The sequence below is a fragment of the Deltaproteobacteria bacterium genome (assembly GCA_020848745.1).
Classification (GTDB): domain Bacteria; phylum Desulfobacterota; class Binatia; order UTPRO1; family UTPRO1; genus UTPRO1.
In genome coordinates, this window is record JADLHM010000061.1 from 1 (window position 1) to 20,529 (window position 20,529).

Annotated in this window: 13 protein-coding genes; 11 read left to right on the forward strand and 2 right to left on the reverse strand. The window is 71.5% G+C overall.

All coding sequences use genetic code 11. The features are described from left to right. Positions 1–122: 122 nt before the first annotated feature. The gene (locus IT293_09675; GenBank protein MCC6764919.1) at positions 123–1,646 is read right to left on the reverse strand and encodes an ABC transporter substrate-binding protein; all 1,524 of its coding nucleotides are present in this window, start codon (positions 1,644–1,646) and stop codon (positions 123–125) included. A 144-nt stretch (positions 1,647–1,790) separates the two neighbouring features. Here IT293_09675 and IT293_09680 point away from each other — a divergent pair, with 144 nt between their 5' ends. Further along, entirely contained in the window at positions 1,791–3,218 is a 1,428-nt protein-coding gene (locus IT293_09680) for a transglycosylase SLT domain-containing protein (protein ID MCC6764920.1), read from the forward strand. Positions 3,219–3,266: 48 nt separating this feature from the next. Here the strand turns inward: IT293_09680 and IT293_09685 are convergent, their stop codons facing one another. Beyond that, positions 3,267–4,169, reverse strand: a complete 903-nt coding sequence (locus IT293_09685) for a YihY/virulence factor BrkB family protein (protein MCC6764921.1) — start codon at positions 4,167–4,169, stop codon at positions 3,267–3,269. A 213-nt stretch (positions 4,170–4,382) separates the two neighbouring features. Between IT293_09685 and IT293_09690 the strand changes: the two genes are divergently transcribed. From IT293_09690 to IT293_09735, 10 genes are all read left to right on the forward strand, one after another. Next, positions 4,383–5,057, forward strand: a complete 675-nt coding sequence (locus tag IT293_09690; protein ID MCC6764922.1) for a bifunctional precorrin-2 dehydrogenase/sirohydrochlorin ferrochelatase — start codon at positions 4,383–4,385, stop codon at positions 5,055–5,057. A 4-nt stretch (positions 5,058–5,061) separates the two neighbouring features. Continuing rightward, positions 5,062–5,883 carry a c-type cytochrome biogenesis protein CcsB gene (gene ccsB / locus IT293_09695; GenBank protein MCC6764923.1) on the forward strand — a complete coding sequence of 274 codons (822 nt, stop codon included), beginning with the start codon at positions 5,062–5,064 and terminating at the stop codon, positions 5,881–5,883. Then, on the forward strand, positions 5,769–7,196 hold the full coding sequence (locus IT293_09700; GenBank protein ID MCC6764924.1) for a glutamyl-tRNA reductase: 1,428 nt from the start codon (positions 5,769–5,771) through the stop codon (positions 7,194–7,196). The genes ccsB and IT293_09700 overlap by 115 nt, the downstream gene beginning before the upstream one ends. Next, the gene (gene hemC / locus IT293_09705) at positions 7,193–8,119 is read left to right on the forward strand and encodes a hydroxymethylbilane synthase (protein MCC6764925.1); all 927 of its coding nucleotides are present in this window, start codon (positions 7,193–7,195) and stop codon (positions 8,117–8,119) included. The genes IT293_09700 and hemC overlap by 4 nt, the downstream gene beginning before the upstream one ends. Further along, positions 8,020–9,657: a uroporphyrinogen-III C-methyltransferase gene (gene cobA / locus IT293_09710; GenBank protein ID MCC6764926.1), complete on the forward strand. Its 1,638-nt coding sequence runs from the start codon at positions 8,020–8,022 to the stop codon at positions 9,655–9,657. Before hemC ends, cobA begins: the two co-directional genes overlap by 100 nt. A gap of 94 nt (positions 9,658–9,751) precedes the next feature. Continuing rightward, positions 9,752–12,175, forward strand: a complete 2,424-nt coding sequence (locus tag IT293_09715) for an FAD-dependent oxidoreductase (GenBank protein ID MCC6764927.1) — start codon at positions 9,752–9,754, stop codon at positions 12,173–12,175. Positions 12,176–12,204: 29 nt separating this feature from the next. Continuing rightward, positions 12,205–14,049 (forward strand): heme-binding protein, encoded by a 1,845-nt coding sequence (locus IT293_09720; protein ID MCC6764928.1) that lies wholly within the window; start codon positions 12,205–12,207, stop codon positions 14,047–14,049. 42 nt (positions 14,050–14,091) lie between these two features. Next, entirely contained in the window at positions 14,092–14,772 is a 681-nt protein-coding gene (locus tag IT293_09725) for an FHA domain-containing protein (GenBank protein MCC6764929.1), read from the forward strand. Then, positions 14,772–16,487, forward strand: coding sequence for a hypothetical protein (locus IT293_09730; GenBank protein ID MCC6764930.1), 1,716 nt, complete (start codon positions 14,772–14,774; stop codon positions 16,485–16,487). The genes IT293_09725 and IT293_09730 overlap by 1 nt, the downstream gene beginning before the upstream one ends. Before the next feature lie 41 nt (positions 16,488–16,528). Then, positions 16,529–20,434, forward strand: coding sequence for a hypothetical protein (locus tag IT293_09735; protein MCC6764931.1), 3,906 nt, complete (start codon positions 16,529–16,531; stop codon positions 20,432–20,434). The last annotated feature ends 95 nt before the right edge of the window (positions 20,435–20,529 follow it).

Sequence of the window (20,529 nt, forward strand, 5' to 3'; positions counted from 1 at the left end):
AGCGCCGAGCAGCGCAAGGAGCAACCCGCAGGAATACCTGGAAGGTATTCCGAGGACGTGCGACGCCGCGATGCGACGGCGCTCTGAAGCCCGGCGACGGGAGGGGATTTTTTCACAGCCTCTCAGTCCGCCCCCGACGTACGGGTGTCCGGCGGCGCCCGGTCGGCGGCCTCGACGAAGGTCGCGTGCGCGAGCGAGCGCAAGCTCCCGTCCGGCGCCGGGACGAAGCCCGTGAGGGCGCGGTGCTTCACGACGACGTTCTCCGCCCACCAGAGCGGGACGATCGGCAGATCCGCGGCGGCGCGGCGCTGCACCTCGGCGTAGAGGCGGCGGCGCTCCCCGCGGTCCTCGGTCGCGCGCGCGGCCGCGACGAGGCCGTCCATCGCGGGGTCGGCGTAGCCGCCGCGGTTCACGCCGGCCGGTGGCCGCATCGTCGAGTGGAACATCCGGAAGTAGATGTCGGGGTCCCGGACCCCGACCCACGCGAGCGCGTAGAGCTCGAAGTTGCCGCGCTTGATGTCCTCGTAGAAGGTCGCCCACTCGTAGCTGCGGATGTCGAGGGCGAGCCCGAGCGTTCCGAGGTCGTGCTGGAACACTTCGGCGATCCGGCGGCGCAGCTCGACCGTCGAGGTCTTGTAGGAGAAGCGCCGGAGCGCTGCGTCCGCGTCGGCGCCGAGCCCGGCGGCGCGCAGCAGCGCCGCGGCGCGCGCCGGATCGTACGGATGGCGGGCGACGTCGCCCGCGTACGCCCAGTGCGACGGCGGCAGGAGGCCCGTCGCCGGCGTCGCCGTGCCGCGCAGCAGATGGCGGACGATCGCCTCGCGGTCGATGCCGGCCGCGATCGCGGTCCGCACGCGGCGATCGGCGAGGCGCGGGTCGCGGAGATTCAGGCCGAGATACTGGAACGTCGTCCCCGGCGAGACGACGAGCTCGAGAGCAGGCCGCGCCGCGAGCCAGGGCAGGAGGTCGGGGTCGAGCGCGTTCTGCACGAGGTGGACGCCGCCGTTCGCGAGCTCGAGGGCGCGGACGACCCCGTCGGGCACGACGCGGAAGCGCACGCGCGCGAGCCGGGGCGCCCCGTCGGGCGCTTCGCCCCACGGCGCGAGATCGACGCCGCCGCCGTCGAGCAGTCCCGCCACGCGAAAGGGCCCGGTGCCGACGACGGCCGCCGGCGCGACCGGCCCCGTCGTCGTGAGCCGGGCGGGCAGGATGCCGAGGCTCGTGCTCTCCAGGAACGACGCCGACACCTCGCGCAGGCGGAAGGCCACGGTCCGCGGATCGAGCGCCTCGACCGCGACGATCGCGGCGAGGGCTTCGCGCTTCGGGGAACCGACGGCGGGATCGAGCACCGAACGGTAGGTCGCGATCACGTCGGCGGCGGTGAGCGGCGTCCCGTCGTGGAAGCGGACGTCCGGGCGCAGGGTGAACTGCCACTCGAGCGGCGAGGGGTGCCGCCATGCCGCGAGCGCGGGGACGGCCTCGCCGCGCGCGTCGTGGGTGGTGAGGCCGTCGCTCACGAGCTCGGAGACGAGCGAGGAGTTCGCGTCGGTCGTGAAGCGCGGGTCGAGCGCCGTCGGCGCGCTCTCGAGCGCGATCACCACGGTGCCCGGCGGCGCGGCGGTCGCGGTCGGGCGGCCACATGACAAGACGCAGAGCAGCAGGCTCGCGAGCAGCGCGCCCGCGGCGCGCGCGTGACGCCCGTCGCGTTCCGCGATGACGAAACCGCGTTGACACTTTTTTCGATCGTGCCATACGATCGTTGACCGTGACGGTGAACGAGAGGGCGGCTCGTGATCGCGCGTAGCGTACGGCGCTCGTTCGTCGCGCTCGTCGCCCTCGTCGCGACCGCCGGCGCGAGCCAGGCGAAGCCGCCGTCGCTCTTTCCGGAGCCCGCCGCGCTCCGCGCCCAGGTCGCTTTCTGGGAACGGATCTTCGGCGTCTACTCGAAGCACCAGATCGTCCTGCACGATCCCGAAAACCTCGCCCGCGTCTACAGCGTTCTGGACTTCCGCGATCGCGCGGCCGCCGGCGAGAGCGAGCTCGTGCTCGAGCTCGCCGAGCGCGACGCCGTCGCACAGGAGCGGGAGCGCATCCGAGGAGTTCTTCTCCGCCTCGACGCGCGCCAGGGCAACACCGGTGGCCTCGACGACGACGAGCGGAAGCTATGGGACCTCTTCGGGAAAGACAAGGATCCGAAGCGGTTCGCGCTCGCCGCCGACGCCGGACGCATCCGGTCGCAACGCGGGCTCCGCGAGCGGTTCGCCGAGGGCGTCCGCATCTCCCGTCGCTACCTCGCCGAGATGGAGGAGGTCTTCCGTCGCGAAGGCCTGCCGGTCGAGCTCACGCGCCTGCCCCTCGTCGAGTCGTGCTTCGACATCGAGGCGTACTCGAAAGTCGGCGCCGCCGGCATCTGGCAGTTCATGCCGTCGACGGGGCGGAACTACATGGCGATCGCCGGAGTGGTCGACGAGCGCCGCGATCCCCTGCGGGCGACGCGCGGCGCGGCCCTCCATCTGAAGGAGAACTACGAGGTCCTCGGCAACTGGCCCCTCGCGATCACCGCCTACAACCACGGACGCGCCGGGATGGCGCGCGCGGCGCGCGAGACGGGGACCGACGACATCGGCAAGATCGTGAAGCGGTACCGCGGGCCGCTTTTCGGGTTCGCCTCGCGGAACTTCTACGCCGAGTTCCTCGCCGCGCTGCACGTCGAGCGGCGCTACAGGGACTACTTCGGCGAGCTGCAGTTCGAAGGGCCATTCGTCGGCGACGAGGTGCGGCTTTCGGAGGCGCTCGCAGGACACGTCGCCGCGAGCTGCGCCGACGTCCCGCCGGCGGAGCTCGCGGCGCTGAACCCGGCCGTCGACAGCGCGGTCTTCCTCGGCGGCGGCAACATCCCGCGCGGCTATCTGCTGCGGGTGCCGCAGGGCACCGCGGGGGCGTTCCAGCAGCGCCTCGCGCAGATCGCCGCCGACGCGCGGATCGTCGCGGTGCGGTCGGGACGCAAGGCCGACGGCAGGAGCGTCGCGGTGCGCGCGACGCCGCGCGGTGCCGCCGGCGGCGAGGTCGCCGCGCGGACGCATACCGTCAGGCGCGGCCAGACGCTCTCGCACATCGCCGAGCGCTACCGCGTGCCGGTCGGCAAGCTGCGCGACGCGAACCGCCTGCGCGGGAACTCCGTGAAGGCGGGGCAGGTCCTGAGGATCCCGACGGGCTGAGCCCGGCGCGGCGCCGCCGGACGGCGCGTTCCGGAGCCCGCCGGTCCGTCAGGCCTCCGGGGGACGGGTCGCGGTCTCGGCTCCGGCGCTGCGCGCCCGCTTCGCCGGCGGGGCAGCGGCGCGCTCGGCTTCGAAGGCGCCGGCGCGCGAGCCGTAGGTGGTCGCGTAGACGTGGGTGAACTCGGCGCCGAGGAAGAAGACCTGCGCCGAATAGTAGACCCACACCAGGATGACGACGAGCGACCCGGCGGCGCCGTACACCGATGCGACACCGCTCGAGCCGAGGTAGCGTGCGAGCGCCCACTGTCCGACGCTGAAGAGCGTGGCGGTCACGGCGGCGCCGACGCCGACATCGCGCCACGCGACGGGCGTGTCTGGCAGAACCTTGAAGATCATCCCGAACATGAGGGCGCTCGTCACGAGCGCGAGCAGGTGCTGCGTGTAGAGGAACGTGCCGAACCACGTTTGTACCGCGGCGGCGATCGCGTGCAGGACGAGCGATACGATCAGGAGGAACCCGATGCCGACGACGAGCGCGAAGGAGCGGAGGCGGGCGAGCACGATACTGGCGACGCCGGCGTCGGTCGTGGGCACGCGCCAGATGCCGTTCAACCCGGATTGCAGCTCGCTGAAGACGGCCGTCGCGCCGAGCAGGATCGTGACGAGGCTCGTGGCGGCGGCCACGCCGCCCGCGCCGGGCTTGCGCGCGCCTTCGAGGAGGCCGCGGACGGCCGCCCCGCCGTCGGGGCCGAGGACGTGCGAGATCTGTTCGATGATCTGCCGCTCGGCCACCGCCGAGTCGACGACGAGGCCCGCGACCGCGATCACGACGATCAGGAAAGGCGTCAGCGAGAAGACGGTGTAGTAGGCGAGCGACGCGCCGAGGCGCATGGCGTCGTCCTCCCACCAGCACTGCAAGGTCCGTCCGAGCAGTCGTCCGAGGCCGCGCACGGCGAGCGATATAGCGGAACCGCCCGCGCCGTGCCGAGGGGGCGCGGCGGCGCCGGGAGACGCTCGGGTGTGGCCCGCGCCGCGCGGCGGCTCGCCTCGCGAGCGACTCGATCGGCGCCTCGACCCGTCGCGATGCTCCTGCGCGGCTGCGCGCACGTCCTGCCCGGCGATCCGCCTTGAGCGGCGGGGCGGCCGATAATAGGGTGACCGGGCGTGCCATATTACCCGGCGTATCTCGACCTGCGTGGGCGTCCGTGCATCGTGATCGGGGGCGGAGAGATCGCCGCGCGCAAGGTCGCGTCGTTCCGCGAGGCCGGGGCGCGCGTGACGGTGGTGAGCCCGACCCTCACCGGGGAGCTCCGCGGGCTCGCCGACACGCGCGCGATCGTCCACCACGCCCGCGCGTATCAGCGCGGCGACCTCGACGGCGCGTGGCTCGCCTGCGTCGCCACCGACGACGAAGCCTTGCATGCGGCGATCGCGGCGGAGGCCGCGGAGGCGCGCGTCTTCCTGAACGTCGTCGACCGACCGCGCCTCGGCGGCTTCATCGTCCCGGCGGTGGTGCGCCGCGGCCCGGTGCGCGTCGCGGTTTCGACGGGGGGCGCGAGCCCGGCCCTCGCGAAGCGGCTCGCGCGCGAGCTCGACGCGACGCTCGGCGCCGAGTGGGGCGTCGCGGCGCGCGTCCTCGGCGCGCTGCGCGCGCGGCTCGACGCCGGCGACGCGTCGGCGCGCGGCCGGATCTTCTCGGCGCTCGCCGACGCGCCGCTTCTCCGCGCCATCCGCGAGCGCGACGCGGCGCGCGTCGAGGCGCTCCTGAGCGAGCACGTCGGGGCGCGGACGACGCTCGCCGAGCTCGGCATCGACCTCGCGCCGGGGGCGGATCGCTAACCCCATGGACCTCCTGCTGCTGAAGGTCGCGCTCGTCGCCTATCTGGCCGCCACCGTCGGCCTGAGCCTGCACCTCCTGAGCCTCATGCCGGCTGCGCGCCGGATCGGCACCCTCGCCCTCGCTGCGGCGTTCGCGGCGCACGGCGCGAGCATCCTCCTGCGCTCGATCGCCGCGGGCTATCCCGCCTTCACGACCGAGTACGAGGCGCTGTCGTTCTTCGCCTGGCTCACCGTCGGCGTCTATCTCGGGGTGCAGGTGCGCTACCACCTGCCCGCCGTCGGCGCGGTCGTCGCGCCGCTCGCCTTCACGGTGACGCTCGCGTCGTTCGCGTTCTACGCCGGCGTGCGCGAGCTGCCCCCGAACCTCCGGAGCGCCTGGCTGCCCGTGCACGTGACCGCCGCCTTTCTCGGCAACGCGGTGCTCGCGCTCGCGTTCTGCGTGAGCCTCGTCTACCTCTTCCGGGAGCGGCAGCTGAAGGAGAAACGCATCGGCGGACTCTCGAGCCGGCTGCCGTCGCTCGAGGCGCTCGATACGCTCAACTACCGCGCCCTCGCCTGGGGCTTCCCGCTCCTCACGCTCGGCATCGTGACCGGCGCGCTCTTCGCGAAGCACACCTGGGGACGGTTCTGGTCGTGGGACGAGCGCGAGATCTTCTCGCTCATCACCTGGGGCGTCTACGCCGGGCTGCTCGAGGGCCGCATGGTGGTCGGATGGCGCGGCCGGCGCGCCGCGACCGTCACGATCCTCGGCTTCGCGGTCCTCTTCGTGTCGTTCGTCTTCGGGCACATGATCTTTCCCGGCAAGCACGGAGGGAGCTTCGACTGAGCGTGACGCGCGACCTCTGCATCGTCGGCGTGAACCATCGCACCGCGCCGGTCGCGCTGCGCGAGCGTCTGGCGTTCCCGGCGGACGGGCTCGCGACGGCGCTCGGCGAGCTCAAGGCGGTGCCCGGCGTGAAGGAGGCGGCGATCGTCTCCACCTGCAACCGCGTGGAGGTGGTGACCGGCACGTCGGTGCCGACCGCGATGGTGGCCGGCGAGGTCGAGTCGTACCTCGAGCGCGTACGCGAGGTGGAGCGCTCGGCGTTCGCGCCGCACCTCTACGTCCACCACGGTCGCGACGCGATCCGGCACCTCTTCCGGGTGGCCGCGAGCCTCGACTCGATGGTCGTCGGCGAGCCGCAGATCCTCGGCCAGATGAAGGAGCAGTACGTCGCGGCCGCGGCGGCCGGGACGTCGGGCCCGGTGCTGCACAAGGCGTTTCACCGCGCCTTCACGGTCGCGAAGCGCGTCCGCACCGAGACCGCCATCGCCAGTAAGTCGGTGTCGGTGGCGTCGGTCGCGGCGGATCTGACGCGCACGATCTTCGAGACCTTCGAGGACAAGACTGTGATGCTGATCGGCGCCGGCAAGATGAGCCAGCTCGTCGCCCGGCACCTCCGGGCACGCGGCAGCGGCGACATCATGGTGACGACCCGCACCTTCGACAACGCGGTCGCGCTGGCCCGCGAGTTCGGCGGGCTGCCGATCCCGTTCGAGCGCCTCGGCGAGTACCTGAAGCACGCCGACATCGTCGTCGGCTCCGCGGGCGCCGTCGACCACCTCGTCGGCCCGCAAATCGTCCAGGAGGTCCTGCGGGCCCGCAAGCAGCGGCCGATGTTCTTCATCGACCTCGCCGTTCCCCGCAACTTCGACCCCGCGATCAACGAGCTCGACAACGTCTACGTCTACGACATGGACGACCTCGCCCGCACGAGCGCCGACAACACCGGCGAGCGCGAGCGCGAGGCGCTGCGCGCCGAGGCGATCATCGAGGACGAGGTCGAGCGGTTCGTGCGCTGGCTCGCCGGCCTCGACGTCGTACCGACGATCGTGGCGCTGCGGGAGAAGGTCGAGACCATTCGCAAGGCCGAGCTCGAGAAGGCGCTGCTGTCGCTCCAGGACGCGGCGCCGCGCCACCGCGCGCTGCTCGACGCGCTGACGTCTTCGATCGTGAACAAGATCCTGCACGGGCCGCTCGCCTCCTTGAAGCGCGAGGGCGCGCCCGACGACCCCGACCTCGTCGCCAGCGTCCGCCGCCTCTTCGACCTGCAGATCCCGCAGGCGCCGGTCGCGGACGAGCCCGAGGAGAAGACGTGAGCGCCGACCCGCTTCGTCTCGGCACGCGCGGCAGCGCGCTCGCGCTCCGCCAGTCCGGCATGGTCGCGGCGGAGATCGAGCGCCGCGGCACGCCCGTCGAGCTCGTCACGATCCGCACGAGCGGCGACGTCGCGACCGGGAGCCTTGCCGCGCTCGGCGGCAAGGGCCTCTTCGTGAAGGAGATCGAGGAAGCGTTGCTGCGCGGGCGCATCGACCTCGCGGTGCACTCGCTGAAGGACGTCCCGGCGGTCCTGCCCGCCGGGCTCGAGATCGCGGCGACGCCTCCGCGCGCCGACCCGCGCGACGTGGTGATCTCGCCGTTCGGCGTCGGACTCGAACGGCTGCCGGCCGGCATGCGGGTCGGCACGTCGAGTCTCCGCCGGAGGGCTCAGCTCGCGGCGCTGCGGCCCGACCTCGGCGTCGTCGACATGCGCGGCAACGTCGACACGCGCCTGCGCAAGCTCGGGGCGGGCGAGGCCGATGCCATCCTGCTCGCCGCGGCCGGGCTCGAGCGCCTCGGTCTCGCGCCCGCCGGGCTCGTGGCGATCCCGGCGGCGCGTTTCCTGCCCGCGATCGGCCAGGGCATCCTCGCGCTCGAGGTGCGATGCGACGATGCGGCGGCGCGCGCCGTCGCCGCCGCCCTCGACGATGCCCCGACCCGCGCCGCCGCGACCGCCGAGCGTGCCTTCCTCGCGGCGATCGGCGGCGATTGCCACACGCCGCTCGCGGCGTATGCCGCCGTTCACGGCGGTCAGCTTCGCATGCAGGCGATCGTGGCGTCGGTCGACGGCCGCGAGATCCTCGGCGACGCCTTCGACGGGCCATGCGACGCGGCGGTCGACATCGGTACGCGGCTCGCCGAGGCCCTCCTCACGCGCGGCGCCGCCGAGCTCGTGGCGCGCGCCGGCGCGAGCCGTCCGTGAGCGTCGCCGGCCGCGTCAGCCTCGTCGGCGCCGGACCGGGCGACCCGGGGCTCCTCACGCTGCACGGCAAGCGCTGTCTCGAGGGCGCCGACGTCGTGATCTACGACGCGCTCTCCAACCCGAGCCTGCTCGCGTTCACCCGCCCCGGGTGCGAGGTGATCTTCACCGGCAAGCACGGCTCCGGCGTGCGCCTGACGCAAGCCCAGATCACCGAGGCGATGCTCGCGCACGCGCGCGCGGGCCGCTGGGTCGTGCGCCTCAAAGGCGGCGATCCGTTCGTGTTCGGCCGCGGCGGAGAGGAGGCGCTCGCGTGCGTGCGGGCCGGAGTCCCGTTCGAGGTGGTGCCGGGGGTCACGGCGGCCGTCGCGGCGCCGGCCTACGCGGGGATTCCGCTCACCCATCGCGACCACGCCTCGGTCGTGAGCTTCGTGACGGGGCACGAGGCCGAGCGCGAGGGCGACCGCGCCGTGCCGTGGGACGCGCTCGCGCGCCAGGGCGGCACGCTCGTGCTCTACATGAGCGTCCTGCAGCTCGCGGCCAACCTCGAGAGCCTGACGGCCGCCGGGCTCGAGCCCGCGACGCCCGCCGCGGCGATCCGCTGGGGCACGACCGCCCGGCAGCGCGTGGTCCGCGGCACCGTCGCGACGCTGCCGGCGCTCGTGGCGGCGGCCGAGCTGCGGCCGCCGGCGCTCGTCGTGATCGGCGGCGTCGTCGGGCTCGGCGCGGAGCTCGGCTGGTTCGAGCGGCGTCCGCTCTTCGGTCGTCGCATCGTCGTGACGCGGCCGCGCGGACAGGCGCAGGCGTTCGCCGCGCTCCTCGAAAGCGAAGGCGCCGAGGTGGTGTCGCTGCCGACGATCGCCCCCGCACCGCCCGAGTCCTTCGCCGCGTGCGACGCCGCGCTCGCCGACCTCGGCCGGTACGCGTGGCTGGTGCTCACGAGCCCGCACGGCGTCGAGGTGTTCTTCGACCGCCTGCGTGCGCTCGGCCGCGACGTGCGCGAGCTCGCGGGCGTCGCGATCGCGGCGATCGGTCCGGCGACCGCGGCCGGCGTCACGGCGCGCGGTCTGCGCGTGGCGCTCACGCCCGCCGAGTACCGCGCCGAGGCGGTCGCCGACGGCATCGTCGCGCGCGGCGTCTGCGGGAAGCGGGTGCTGCTCGCCCGCGCCGCGGGCGCACGCGGCGTACTGCCGGGACGCTTGCGGGCGGCCGGCGCGGTCGTCGACGACGTTCCGACCTACCGCACGGCCGTGCCGCCGGAGGCCGCCAGCGCGCCCGCGATCTTCGCCGGCTCGCCGCGTCCCGACCTCGTCACCTTCACGAGCTCGAGCACGGTCACGCACTTCGTGGGGCTCTTCCCGGGCCGCGAACCGAGTGCGGTGCTCGCGGGCGTCGCCGTCGGCTGCATCGGTCCGGTGACGGCGGCGACGGCGCGCGACCTCGGGCTCCCGGTCGACGTCGAGCCGAAAGCGTACACGGTGCCGGCCTTCGCCGCCGCGATCGTCGACTACTTCCGCGCGCATCCTCCCGCGTCGGCGTAGCGCCGCGAATCCTTGACAACTTCGACGCGGAGTCAGTAGGAAAACGCGGCTTCCGCGTGGGCGGGGTGGGGTTTCGCAGAAGGGGTCGGAGTCGATGCCTGACAAGATTGACGAGGCGGATTACACCCGCCGAGGCACGCTGAAGGTCGACCAACCGGTCGCCCTTCCCGAAGTCGTCGACGTCTTCGTCGCGGGCGGCGGACCCGCCGGAACCGCGGCGGCGGTGCGCTGCAAGGAGCTCGGACTCTCCTGCCTGGTCGTCGACTACGACGATCTGATGAAGCGCATCCGCGACTACCCGAAGGAGAAGCAGATCCTTCCGAGCTACGGGGGCGGCGACAAGCTCCAGTTCCCGGCCGGTGGCCCGATGCTCGCGGCGCTCGCGTTCGACGACATCGACAAGGACGATCTCGTGAGGGTGTGGAAGGCCAAGTACAAGGAGTACGGCCTCACCGCGAAGATCGGCCACGAGTTCACGGGGCTCGACCGGTTGCCCGAGGGCGCGTGGAGCGTGCGTACGTGGAATCACCGGACCGGGGAGGAAGAGCGCTACCAGGCGCGCAACGTTCTCCTCGCGATCGGCGCCGGCGTGCCGCGCCGCTTCGACATCCCGGGCAACACCGACGGCATCGCGTTCCGTCTCGACGACGCGAAGGACTACGTCGGGAAACCCGCCCTGGTGATCGGCGGCGGCACGTCCGCGGCGGAGGCGGTCATCGCCATCTCGGGCGTCAAGACTGCGGCCGAGGACCAGACCGCGGTCTACTGGTCGTATCGCGGCGGCAGCATGCCGAAGGTATCGAAGGCGCTCTCGGACGTCTTCTTCACGGCGTACATCGGGAACGGCAACGTTCGCTACCTCGCCTTCTCGGAGCCCGTGGCGGTCGTCACCTGCGACGACAAGCTCGACTACCTGTCGGTGCGGATCGATCGCAAGGTCTCTCAAGGCAGGCCGTGCGAGACCGTTCATCTCGAGTTCTCGAAGGACCAGGTGGTGGCCTGCATCGGCGAGGACCTGCCGGTGAAGCTCCTGCAGGGCTGCGGCATCAAGATTCCGCTCGTCAACAACCGCCCGCAGATGCTGGTGAACCACGACGGCGAGGTGTCGCTCACGGGGGTCTTCCTGGTCGGCGACGCGCGCGGGCCGAAGTACCTCCGCTGCCGCGACTTCGGCGACTCGAGCTCGTACGAGCAGGTCGTCGAGAAGCGCAACATCAAGGCCGCCATGGTCGACGCGGTGAAGGCGGTCGAGGTGATCGCCGCGCGCGCCGGCATGGACGTGCCGAAGTCCGACGTGGCGCCGACGGCGGCGCCCGCGCCGCCGAAACCGGCGGCGGCGGCCGCGAGCGCACCGCCGCCCGCGGCCGTCGTGCCGCCGGCGCCGGCGCACGCCGAGGCCGCCAAGCGTCCGGCGAGCGAGGTGCAGCTGGTGAGCCTCCATCCCGACGACTCGCCGGAGGAGACGTTTCCGCTCACGAAGGATCGAGTCGCGATCGGCAAGAAGGCGCCGGACATCGCCTGCGCCGACGACGTCTACATGGCCGACACGCACGCGCTCCTCGCCCGCCGGGACGACGAGTACGTGCTCGAGGACCAGAGCGGCGGGGCCGGCGTCTGGCTCCGCGCCAGAGGGCAGGCGGGCCGGCCGCTCGCGGCGAACGATCTCGTCTGGATCGGCGCGCAGATCCTCATGGTCGTGAAGCAGGGAAGCGGCTGGGCCGCCATCCACTTCAACGCCGAGGGCGTGCAGCGGGAGACCTATCCGATCCCCGACAAGGGTCTCATCGTCGGCCGGGTCGAGGCCGTGTTCCTCGACAAGGCGGATCTCAGCCTGTCGCGGCGCCACGCGCAGTTCCGCATCGAAGGCGGGAAGCTCGGCATCTTCGATCTCGGCAGCAAGAACGGCACGTACGTGAAGCTCCTGGCGCCGGCCCCGCTCGCGAACGGCGACGAGTTCCGGGTCGCGAGCAAGCGGTTCCGCTTCGAGCGATTCGCGCAGGTGTCGAAGCTCCCGCCGAGCGACGTCGTCGCCGAGACGTCGGTCGCCGCCGCGCCGGCCGCTGCCGCCGCCGCGCCGGTCGCTGCCGCGGCGGCCGCCGCCGCGGCGGAGCCGGCCGCTCCCGCCGCGGCACCGGCCGCCGCCGCGGGCGGCCTCGTCGCCGCGCTCGACTACGAAGCGTACAAGCTCACGATCCCGGTCGCGGCGGATCAGGACCTGCTGCACGCGTATTTCCACGAGCTCGTCACGCGCTTTCCCGATTGCAAGGTCGGCAAGGACGGCGCGCCGCGCGATCACCACGAAGAGCCGCTCGATTGGGAGTGCAAGATCGGCCAGTGCGGGCTCTGCACCGTCGAGATCGTCGAGGGCGCCGACAACTTCGTGCCCCCCGACCCGGGCGGCATGGAACGTCCCACCATCGAGAAGGTGCGCCAGCTCGACTGGGATCCCAAGAAGTATCGATTGGCGTGCGTCGCGAAGATCAAAGGTCCCGTGAAGTTGACGATTCCACCCGCCTGAGCGCGCGCATTCACGGAGGGTCCGGAGCCATGCGGAGAGCGGTGATGGGGGTGCAGTACGGGCGGTGGTCGGGATGGGTCGCGGCGGCACTGGTGACCACACTGGCCGCGTGCGGCGGCGGCGCCGGGCAGGGCGAGGGCCCCGACTCGGGTCCCCCGCCGGCGGCGACGGCGCCGAGGCTCGAGCGCGACGAGGTGCGTTCGCTCATGGAGCACGCGGCGCGGGCGGTCGACCGCGATCTGGTCGTCGCCGTGAGCGATCGCCGCGGCGTGATCCTCGGCGTCGGCGCGAACTTCGCGATCGACGCGACGGCCTGCGAAGCGCCGAACCCGACGCCGGGCGCCGATTGCGCGGTCGCGAGCTTCGCGACCCAGCTCGCGCGCACCGCCGCCTTCTTCAGCGCCGACCAGACGCCGCTCACCTCGCGCTCGATCCGCTTCATCAGCGACATCCACTTCCCGCCGCGCATCGACAACACCGGCGCGGCCGCGCTCTTCGGCATCGAGAACACGAACCGCGGGTGCAGCTTCGACGCGGCGCAGGGCGACGGGCTCTTCCAGGCGGGCCAGGTGGTCCCGCGCGCGCGGAGCCTCGCGGCGACGCTCGTCGATCTCGCCGGCGGCGCGCCGCTCGCTTGCGAGAGCGGCGGCTCGCGGTCCGGCTGTACGACCGGCATCGCGACGCTTCCGGGCGGCGTGCCCATCTTCAAGAGCGGGCGCCTGGCGGGCGGCATCGGCGTCTTCCTGCGCGGGGAGAGCCCGGGACCCGATTCCGAGGCCGCGCCCGAGGGCGACGTCGTGCTGCGCCGGCAGGACGGCGATCCGGACTTCGACGTCGGCGAGTTCGCGGCGCGCGCCTTCGCCGGCGACGTGAAGGCCGTGGTGCCGACGGTCGTCAACAAGGGCCTCGTGAACGTCTGCGCCCATGCCGAGATCGCGCGCCCCGCCTGCTGCACGGACCCGGTGGATCCCTGCACCTTCAGCATCCTGCCGAACGTGCAGCGCATCGATCCGGTGATCTTCATCGACGGCATCGAGGTTCCGGAGATCGCGAACGATCCCCCGGTCGAGGCCGGTGCGGGCCCCTTCGCCCGGACGCTCTCGTTCGTGATCGACCCGGCGGCCGCGCCCGCCTCGGGCATCGTTCCGGCCGGGTGGCTCGTCGGCCCCCGCGACTCGTCGCCGGGCGCCCGGCCGCTCGGTGCCGCCGAGGTGCGCGCCATCATCGACACCGGCGTCGTCCGGGCGCGCGAGATCCGCGCCGCGATCCGGCTCCCGCTCGAGGAGCGCACCGCGATGATGCTCGCCGTCTCCGACACGAACGGCGTGCTGCTCGGCCTCTACCGCATGGACGACGCGACCGTGTTCTCGATCGACGTCGCCGTCGCCAAGGCGCGGAACGTCATCTGGTTCAGCAACCCGGCGATCGACCCCGTCGACACGCTCGACAGCCCGGGCCTCGACGTCACCATCGGCGCGGCCTACGAGCCAGGCACGGCGATCACCAACCGCACGCTGAGCTTCGGCGCGCAGCCGCTCTTCCCGTCCGGCGTCGACGGGACGCAACCGGGCCCCTTCCGGCGCGTGTTCCTCTTCGATTCGGCGAATCCGTGCACCAACGGTCAGGAGCCGGAGAACGGACGGCAGAACGGCATCGTCTTCTTCCCCGGGAGCGCCCCCCTGTACCGCGACGGCGAGCTGATCGGCGGCTTCGGCGTCAGCGGCGACGGCGTCGAGCAGGACGACATCGTGACGAGCGCGGGCGCGAACGCGCCGCCGGGCTTCGAGCCGCCGGCGGGGATCCGCGCCGATCAGGTGAAGGTGCGCGGCGTACGGCTGCCGTATCTCAAGTTCAACCGGCAGCCCAATCAGTGACGGCGGGTCGCGGAGGCGCGAGGTAGGCGCGAGCACGGTCCGATGGCGAAGGACGGGGACGACAAGGGCTTCGACGAGCACACGCGGATCGGCGGCGCGCCGCCGAAGCTGCCGGGTATGCTGCCGGCGCCGCCGCCCGCCTCGTCGGCGCCGCCGGCGCTCGACGAGCACACGCGCGTGCAGTCGGCCCCGCCCCCGATGGCGCCGCGTCCGGCCGCGCCCGCGAGCCCGCCGCCGGCGGCCCCGGCCGCGGGCGGCGACTTCGCGGAGCGCACGATCCTGCTCTCCGACCTGCAGCCGCAGGGGGCGGCGCCGGCGCGCCTCCAGCGCATGCAGCCGCCGGGGCGCTCCGACATCGTCACGCTCGATCGTACGCACTATCTGATGGGCCGGCTGCCCTCCTGCGACCTCCGACTCTACTCGCAGACGGCGTCACGCGAGCACGCGCAGCTGACGGCTCGCGACGGTCGCTGGTACCTCACGCCGGTCACCGGAAAGGTCGTGCTGGTGAACGGCACACAGGTGAAGGAGGAAGTCCCCTTGACGCACAAAATGCGACTTCAGCTCGGAGGCGACGAGCTGCTCTTCCTCGACGAGAGCGGTGCTCCGGCGGTGCAGGAAGGACCGGCGGCGGGCGCGGTGCCCGGCGCCGATCGCTGGCTCGTGATCGCGATCGGGTTGCTGGTGCTGGCGGCGGCGCTGTGGATGTGGGCGGACCGGTGATGGCCACCCGCGCGCGCTACGACGTCGCCCCGTTGGTCGCCTGCGCCGTGCTCGCGTGCGCGTTCGCCGCGCCGACGGCGCGCGCCGAGGACGCTCCCGGCGGCGGACCGAGCGTTACGATCGAGAGCCCGGCGGTCGGCAGCAACACGCCCGCCACCGAGCCCTTCGAGGACCGCTGGCGGATGGAGCTGCCGCCCTATCAGCTCAACGCCAAGGGCCACTGGTGGGATCCCTACAACCAGAACGTCCTCAAGGGCGACATTCCGATCCTCGGCGAAGACATCTTCCTGAAGCTCACCGGCATTTCGAAAACGAGCGTCGAGGGTCGCGGGGCTCCGTCGCCGAGCGGGGTCTCCACCGAGGACCCGAGCAGCTTCGACTTCTTCGGGAACCGCAACGCGATCCTCTTCGATCAGAAGTTCGTGACGCGGTTCGAGCTGCAGAAGGGGCAGACCTCGTTCAAGCCGTTCGAGTGGCAGATCGTCCTCGAAGGCGCGTACGACGTGAACCTGCTCGCGACCGGCGAGAACGGCATCGTCGACCCCGACGTCCGCGACGCGACCGACCGGCTCACGACCCACGCCGCGCTCCAGGAGGCCTTCGTCGAGATCCACCTGGCGGACACCTCGGTGAACTACGACTTCCTCTCGACGAAGATCGGCCGGCAGCCCTTCAACAGCGACTTCCGGAGTCTCCTCTTTTCCGACGTGAACCAGGGCATCCGCTTCTTCGGGAACGCCAACTCGAACCGCTACCAGTACAACCTCGCCTATTTCTATCCGGCCGAGAAGGACACCAACTCCGACCTCAATACGTTCGGGCTCCGCGATCAGCAGATCGCCATCGGCAACCTCTACATCCAGGACTTCCTGAAGCTCGGCTACACGACCCAGTTCAGCTTCCACTATCTGAACGACGACGGGAAGGACGCCGGCTTCGTCTTCGACAACCAGGGCTTTCTGGTGCGGCCCGACCCGGTCGGCGTCGCGCGGCCGCACGACCTCGACGTCTTCTATCTCGGGTGGACGGGGGAAGGGCACCTCGGCTGGGTGAACGTCAGCCACGCCTTCTACCAGGCGCTCGGCCACGACACGTCGAACCCGATCGCGGGACGCGACGTGAACATCGAGGCGCAGCAGGTGTTTCTCGAGCTCTCGATGGACCGCGACTGGATGCGCTATCAGACGTCGGTCTTCTGGTCGTCCGGCGACAGCGACCCGCGCGACGACACCGCGCGCGGCTTCGACACCATCCTCGACAACCCGCAGATCATGGGCGGCAGCTTCAGCTATTGGCAGCGCCAGTCGATCCGCGTCACGGATCGCGGCGGCGTCGCGCTCATGCAGCGTAACAGCGTCGTGCCCGACCTCCGCAGCTCGAAGACCCAGGGCCAGCCGAACTTCGTGAATCCCGGCATCCTGATGGTGAACGTCGGCGCGACCGCCGACCTCACCCAGACGGTGAGCCTCATCGGCAACGCCACCTATCTCCGTTTCGTCGACACCGAGCCGCTGCAGCTCCTGCTCAAGCAGCCCGACGTCCGGCAGGACATCGGCATCGATCTGAGCCTCGGCGTCGAGTACCGGCCCTTCCTCAACAACAACGTCATCGTGAAGGGCTTCGGCGCGATTCTCCAGCCGTTCGGCGGCTTCAACGACATCCTGGAGAGCAACACGCTCTACCAGGTCGGCACGGAAGTGGTGCTGGTCTTCTGATGACGCCCATGCGGAGCAGGCGCGGCATGGGAGGGTGGACGATGAGCGATCGAACGCGATGGATCGGGGTCGGTTTGGCGATCGCGCTGGGGCTGGCGCCGCTCGGAATGCGCGGCGATGCGGGCGCCGACGACACCGTCGCGGCGGCGGCCGAAGCCGCGGGCGAGATCCCGGACAGCGCCCCGAAGCTCCTGCGCCAGACGCAGGCCGAGGCCGACGCCAAGAGCGTCGGCTGCCTCTCCTGTCACCAGGGCATCGAGCCGATGCACGTCTCGGGACAGGTGAACCTCGGCTGCGTCGACTGTCACGGCGGCAACGGGGGCCCGCAGGCTCGCGGAGCCAAGCCGGGCACCGCCGAGTACGCGGCGGCGCGGCAGGACGCGCACGTGGCGCCCCGGCGCCCCGACGTCTGGCGTGATCCGAAGAACCCCGACCGCATCAGCTCGGCGAACCCCGAGCGCAGCTACGCGGCGCTGAACGAGGAGTCGCCCGAATACATACGCTTCGTGAATCCCGGGGACCTGCGCGTCGCGCCGGAAACCTGCGGCGGGTGCCACCTGAACGAGGTGCACCAGGTCGAGCGCAGCCTGATGACGACCTCGGCGCTCCTCTGGGGCGGCGCCGCGTACAACAACGGCATCCTGCCGGCCAAGCGCTACATCGTCGGCGAGTCGTACACGAAGGACGGGAAGCCGCGGAAGCTCAACACCGTGCCGCCGCCGACGCCCGAGGAGCAACGCAAGGGCGTGCTGTCGTTCCTCCTGCCGCTCCCGGCGTGGAACGTCGCGCAGCCTCCCGATCCGCTGCGCGCTTTCGAGCGCGGCGGCAAGATCGACCGGTCGGTCGTATCCGAGGTCGGCAACCCGGGACTCGGCCCGCTCCCCGATCTCCCCGGCAAGCCCGACATGAAGTTCGGCACGCGCGGACTCGGGACCGATCTCCGTATCAGCGCCGGCGTGCTGAACATCCAGAAGACGCGGCTCAACGACCCGCACCTCTCCTTCCTCGGCACCAACGACCAGCCCGGCGACTACCGCTCGAGCGGCTGCACCGGCTGCCACGTGGTCTATGCCAACGACAAGGATCCCGTGCACGCCGCGTCGTACGCGAAGTACGGACACGACGGGCGCTACTTCGGCAAGGACCCGACGATCCCGAAGGACGAGTCCGGCCACCCGATCGAGCATCGCCTGACGCGCGCGATCCCGACGAGCCAGTGCATGGTCTGCCACATGCATCAGCCGAACTCGTTCGTGAACACGTTCCTCGGCTACCAGATGTGGGACTACGAGACCGACGGACAGCTGCTGTGGTCCGCGGAGCAGCGGTACCCGACGGTCGACAAGCCGTGGCCGCTGAACGTCGCGGACTACGAGCCGATGCACGCGAGCCTCCAGCACAACCCCGAGGAGGCGGCGGCGCGCGGGCTCTGGACCGACCGCGAGTTCCTGAAGAACGTCAGCGCGCTCAACAGCAAGACCAAGGAGACGACCTTCGCCGACTACCACGGCCACGGCTGGATCTTCCGCGCCGTCTACAGTCAGGACCGCAAAGGCAACCTGCTCGACAAGAACGGCAAGATCGTCGATCCGAACGATCCGAAGAAGTTCGACAAGGCGGTGCACCTGAAGGACATCCACCTCGAGAAGGGGATGCACTGCGTGGACTGTCACTTCCAGCAGGACGTCCACTCGAACGGCAAGATCTACGGGGAGTATCCCGACGCGATCGAGATCGGCTGCGCCGACTGCCACGGTACGGTCAGCACCTGGGCGACCGTCACGACGAGCGGCCCGGCCGCGCCGGACGGCGGTACGAGCCTCCTCACAGGCCTCACGCCCTGGGGCGAGCGCCGCTTCGAGTGGATCGGCGGCGAGCTCATCCAGCGCTCCATGTTGGAAGAGGGCAAGGAGTGGGAGGTGCCGCAGGTCGTCGACGTGATCGACCCGCTCTCCAAGCACTACAACGAGAAGGCGCGCCTCGCGAAGACGATGCGCGCCGACGGCAAGACCTGGGGCGACGTGCCCGAGAAGGCCGAGGCGCTCGCGCACGGCACCGACACGATGTCGTGCATCTCGTGCCACACGTCGTGGGTCACGAGCTGCTTCGGCTGCCACCTGCCGCAGCAGGCGAACTGGAAGATCGCGAAGAAGCACTACGACGGCGGCGAGACCCGCAACTGGACTTCGTACAACCCGCAGGTCCTGCGCCACGACATCTTCATGCTCGGCAGGCACAGCACGGTGAAGGGCCACACGATCGCGCCCGTCCGCTCGTCGAGCGCCGTCATCATCAGCACCACCAACGCCAACCGCGAGCGCCAGTACTACCAGCAGCCTCCCGTGTCGGCGGAAGGGTACAGCTCGCAGGCGTTCAACGCGCACTTCGCGCACACCGTGCGCGCCAAGGAGACGCGGCAGTGCGACGACTGCCACGTCTCGGCGAGCGGCGACAACAACGCCTGGATGGCGCAGGTGCTGACGCTCGGGACGAATTTCGTGAACTTCGTCGGCCGCTTCGCGTGGGTCGGCGAGGGCGGGCACGGCCTCGAGGCCGTCGCCGTGACGGAGTGGGACGAGCCGCAGGCGGTGATCGGCTCGAACCTGCACCGCATGGCGTATCCCGACAACTTCCAGAGCCACCTCGACCACGACCTCGAGCTGCAGGAGGCGTACGAGCACCCCGGGGTCGACCTCACGAGCCGCGCGGTCGACGTGCAGTCGGTGCAGCTCCGCGGCGAATACCTCTACGTCGCGAACGGCCCCGGCGGCTTCCGCGTCTTCGACGTCGCCAACACCGACAACAAGGGCTTCTCGGAGCGCGTCATCACCGCGCCCGTGTCGCCGCTCGGCCAGCGCGCCTACGTGAAGACGCCGTGGGCGACCGGCGTCGCGCTCCCGACGAACCAGCCGATCCACTACGGGCGCGAGCGCAACCCCGTGAACGAAGAGCAGCCGATGCACCCGCTCTACAAGTACGCCTACGTGAGCGACAAGGTCGAAGGACTCGTCGTCGTCGACGTCGACATGCTCGCCGACGGCGACCCCCGCAACAACTTCCTCGAGAAGGTGGCGAGCTTCAATCCGGACGGTGCGCTCGACGACGCGCGCTACGTCACGATCGCGGGCGAGTACGCCTACGTCCTCTGCAAGCGGGGGCTCGTCGTCGTGAGCATCGCCGACCCCGTGCACCCGAGGATCGTGTCCGAGGTGGGCGCGCCCGACCTCGTCGAGCCCCGCGCCGTGCAGGTCCAGTTCCGCTACGCGTTCGTGACCGACGCGCGCGGTCTCCGCGTCCTCGACGTCACGAACCTCGCCGCTCCCCGCTTCGTCGCCGCGCTCGACATCCCCGAGGCGGGCGACCTCACGGTCGCGCGGACCTATGCCTACGTCCCGGCCGGATCGCAGGGCCTCGCGATCGTGGACGTCGAGCGCCCGGCCAAGCCCGTCCTCTTCCAGATGTTCAACGCCAACGGCGCCCTCGACGACACGCGCGCGGTGCGGGTCGGCGGCACCGACGCCAGCATCTTCGCTTACGTGGCGGACGGGAAGAACGGCCTCCGTGTCCTCCAGCTCATCACCCCCGGCGAGACGCCCGGGAGCGCCGGGTTCAGCCCCGCCCCGACGCCGCGGCTCATCGCGACCCGGCACACCCACGGCCCCGCGCTCGCCCTCTCCCGCGGGCTCGAGCGCGATCGGGCGGTCGACGAGAGCGGCCACCAGGTGGCCGTATTCGGCCGGCTCGGCGCGCGGCCCTTCACCCGCTCCGAAATGGAGCGACTTTTCCTGCGCGGGGGCGAGGTGTTCACGGTCGCCAACGCCGCTCCCGGGAAGCCGCGCGCCTTCGTGCGGCCCGAGCTTCCCGAGGCGGGCATGGGGCCGATCGGTGGCCCGGTGGTGCAGCCGGCCGCGCCCGAGGAAGAGCGGCTTCTGCCCGGACGCCGCTAGCCCACCGCGACCCCGGGGAATTTCCGAGGCATCGCCTTTGTTTTTCGACTTGCGGTGGAATTTTTCCCTCCCCTCGGACAACCGACCTCTGCTAG

Bases quoted from the DNA above. Each gene is read 5' to 3' on its own strand.
- ccsB (MCC6764923.1), top strand. From the start codon at position 5,062: ATGGACCTCCTGCTGCTGAAGGTCGCGCTCGTCGCCTATCTGGCCGCC.
- IT293_09700 (MCC6764924.1), top strand. From the start codon at position 5,769: ATGGCGCGGCCGGCGCGCCGCGACCGTCACGATCCTCGGCTTCGCGGT.
- cobA (MCC6764926.1), top strand. From the start codon at position 8,020: ATGCGACGCGGCGGTCGACATCGGTACGCGGCTCGCCGAGGCCCTCCT.
- IT293_09715 (MCC6764927.1), top strand. From the start codon at position 9,752: ATGCCTGACAAGATTGACGAGGCGGATTACACCCGCCGAGGCACGCTG.
- IT293_09720 (MCC6764928.1), top strand. From the start codon at position 12,205: ATGCGGAGAGCGGTGATGGGGGTGCAGTACGGGCGGTGGTCGGGATGG.
- IT293_09725 (MCC6764929.1), top strand. From the start codon at position 14,092: ATGGCGAAGGACGGGGACGACAAGGGCTTCGACGAGCACACGCGGATC.
- IT293_09730 (MCC6764930.1), top strand. From the start codon at position 14,772: ATGGCCACCCGCGCGCGCTACGACGTCGCCCCGTTGGTCGCCTGCGCC.
- IT293_09735 (MCC6764931.1), top strand. From the start codon at position 16,529: ATGAGCGATCGAACGCGATGGATCGGGGTCGGTTTGGCGATCGCGCTG.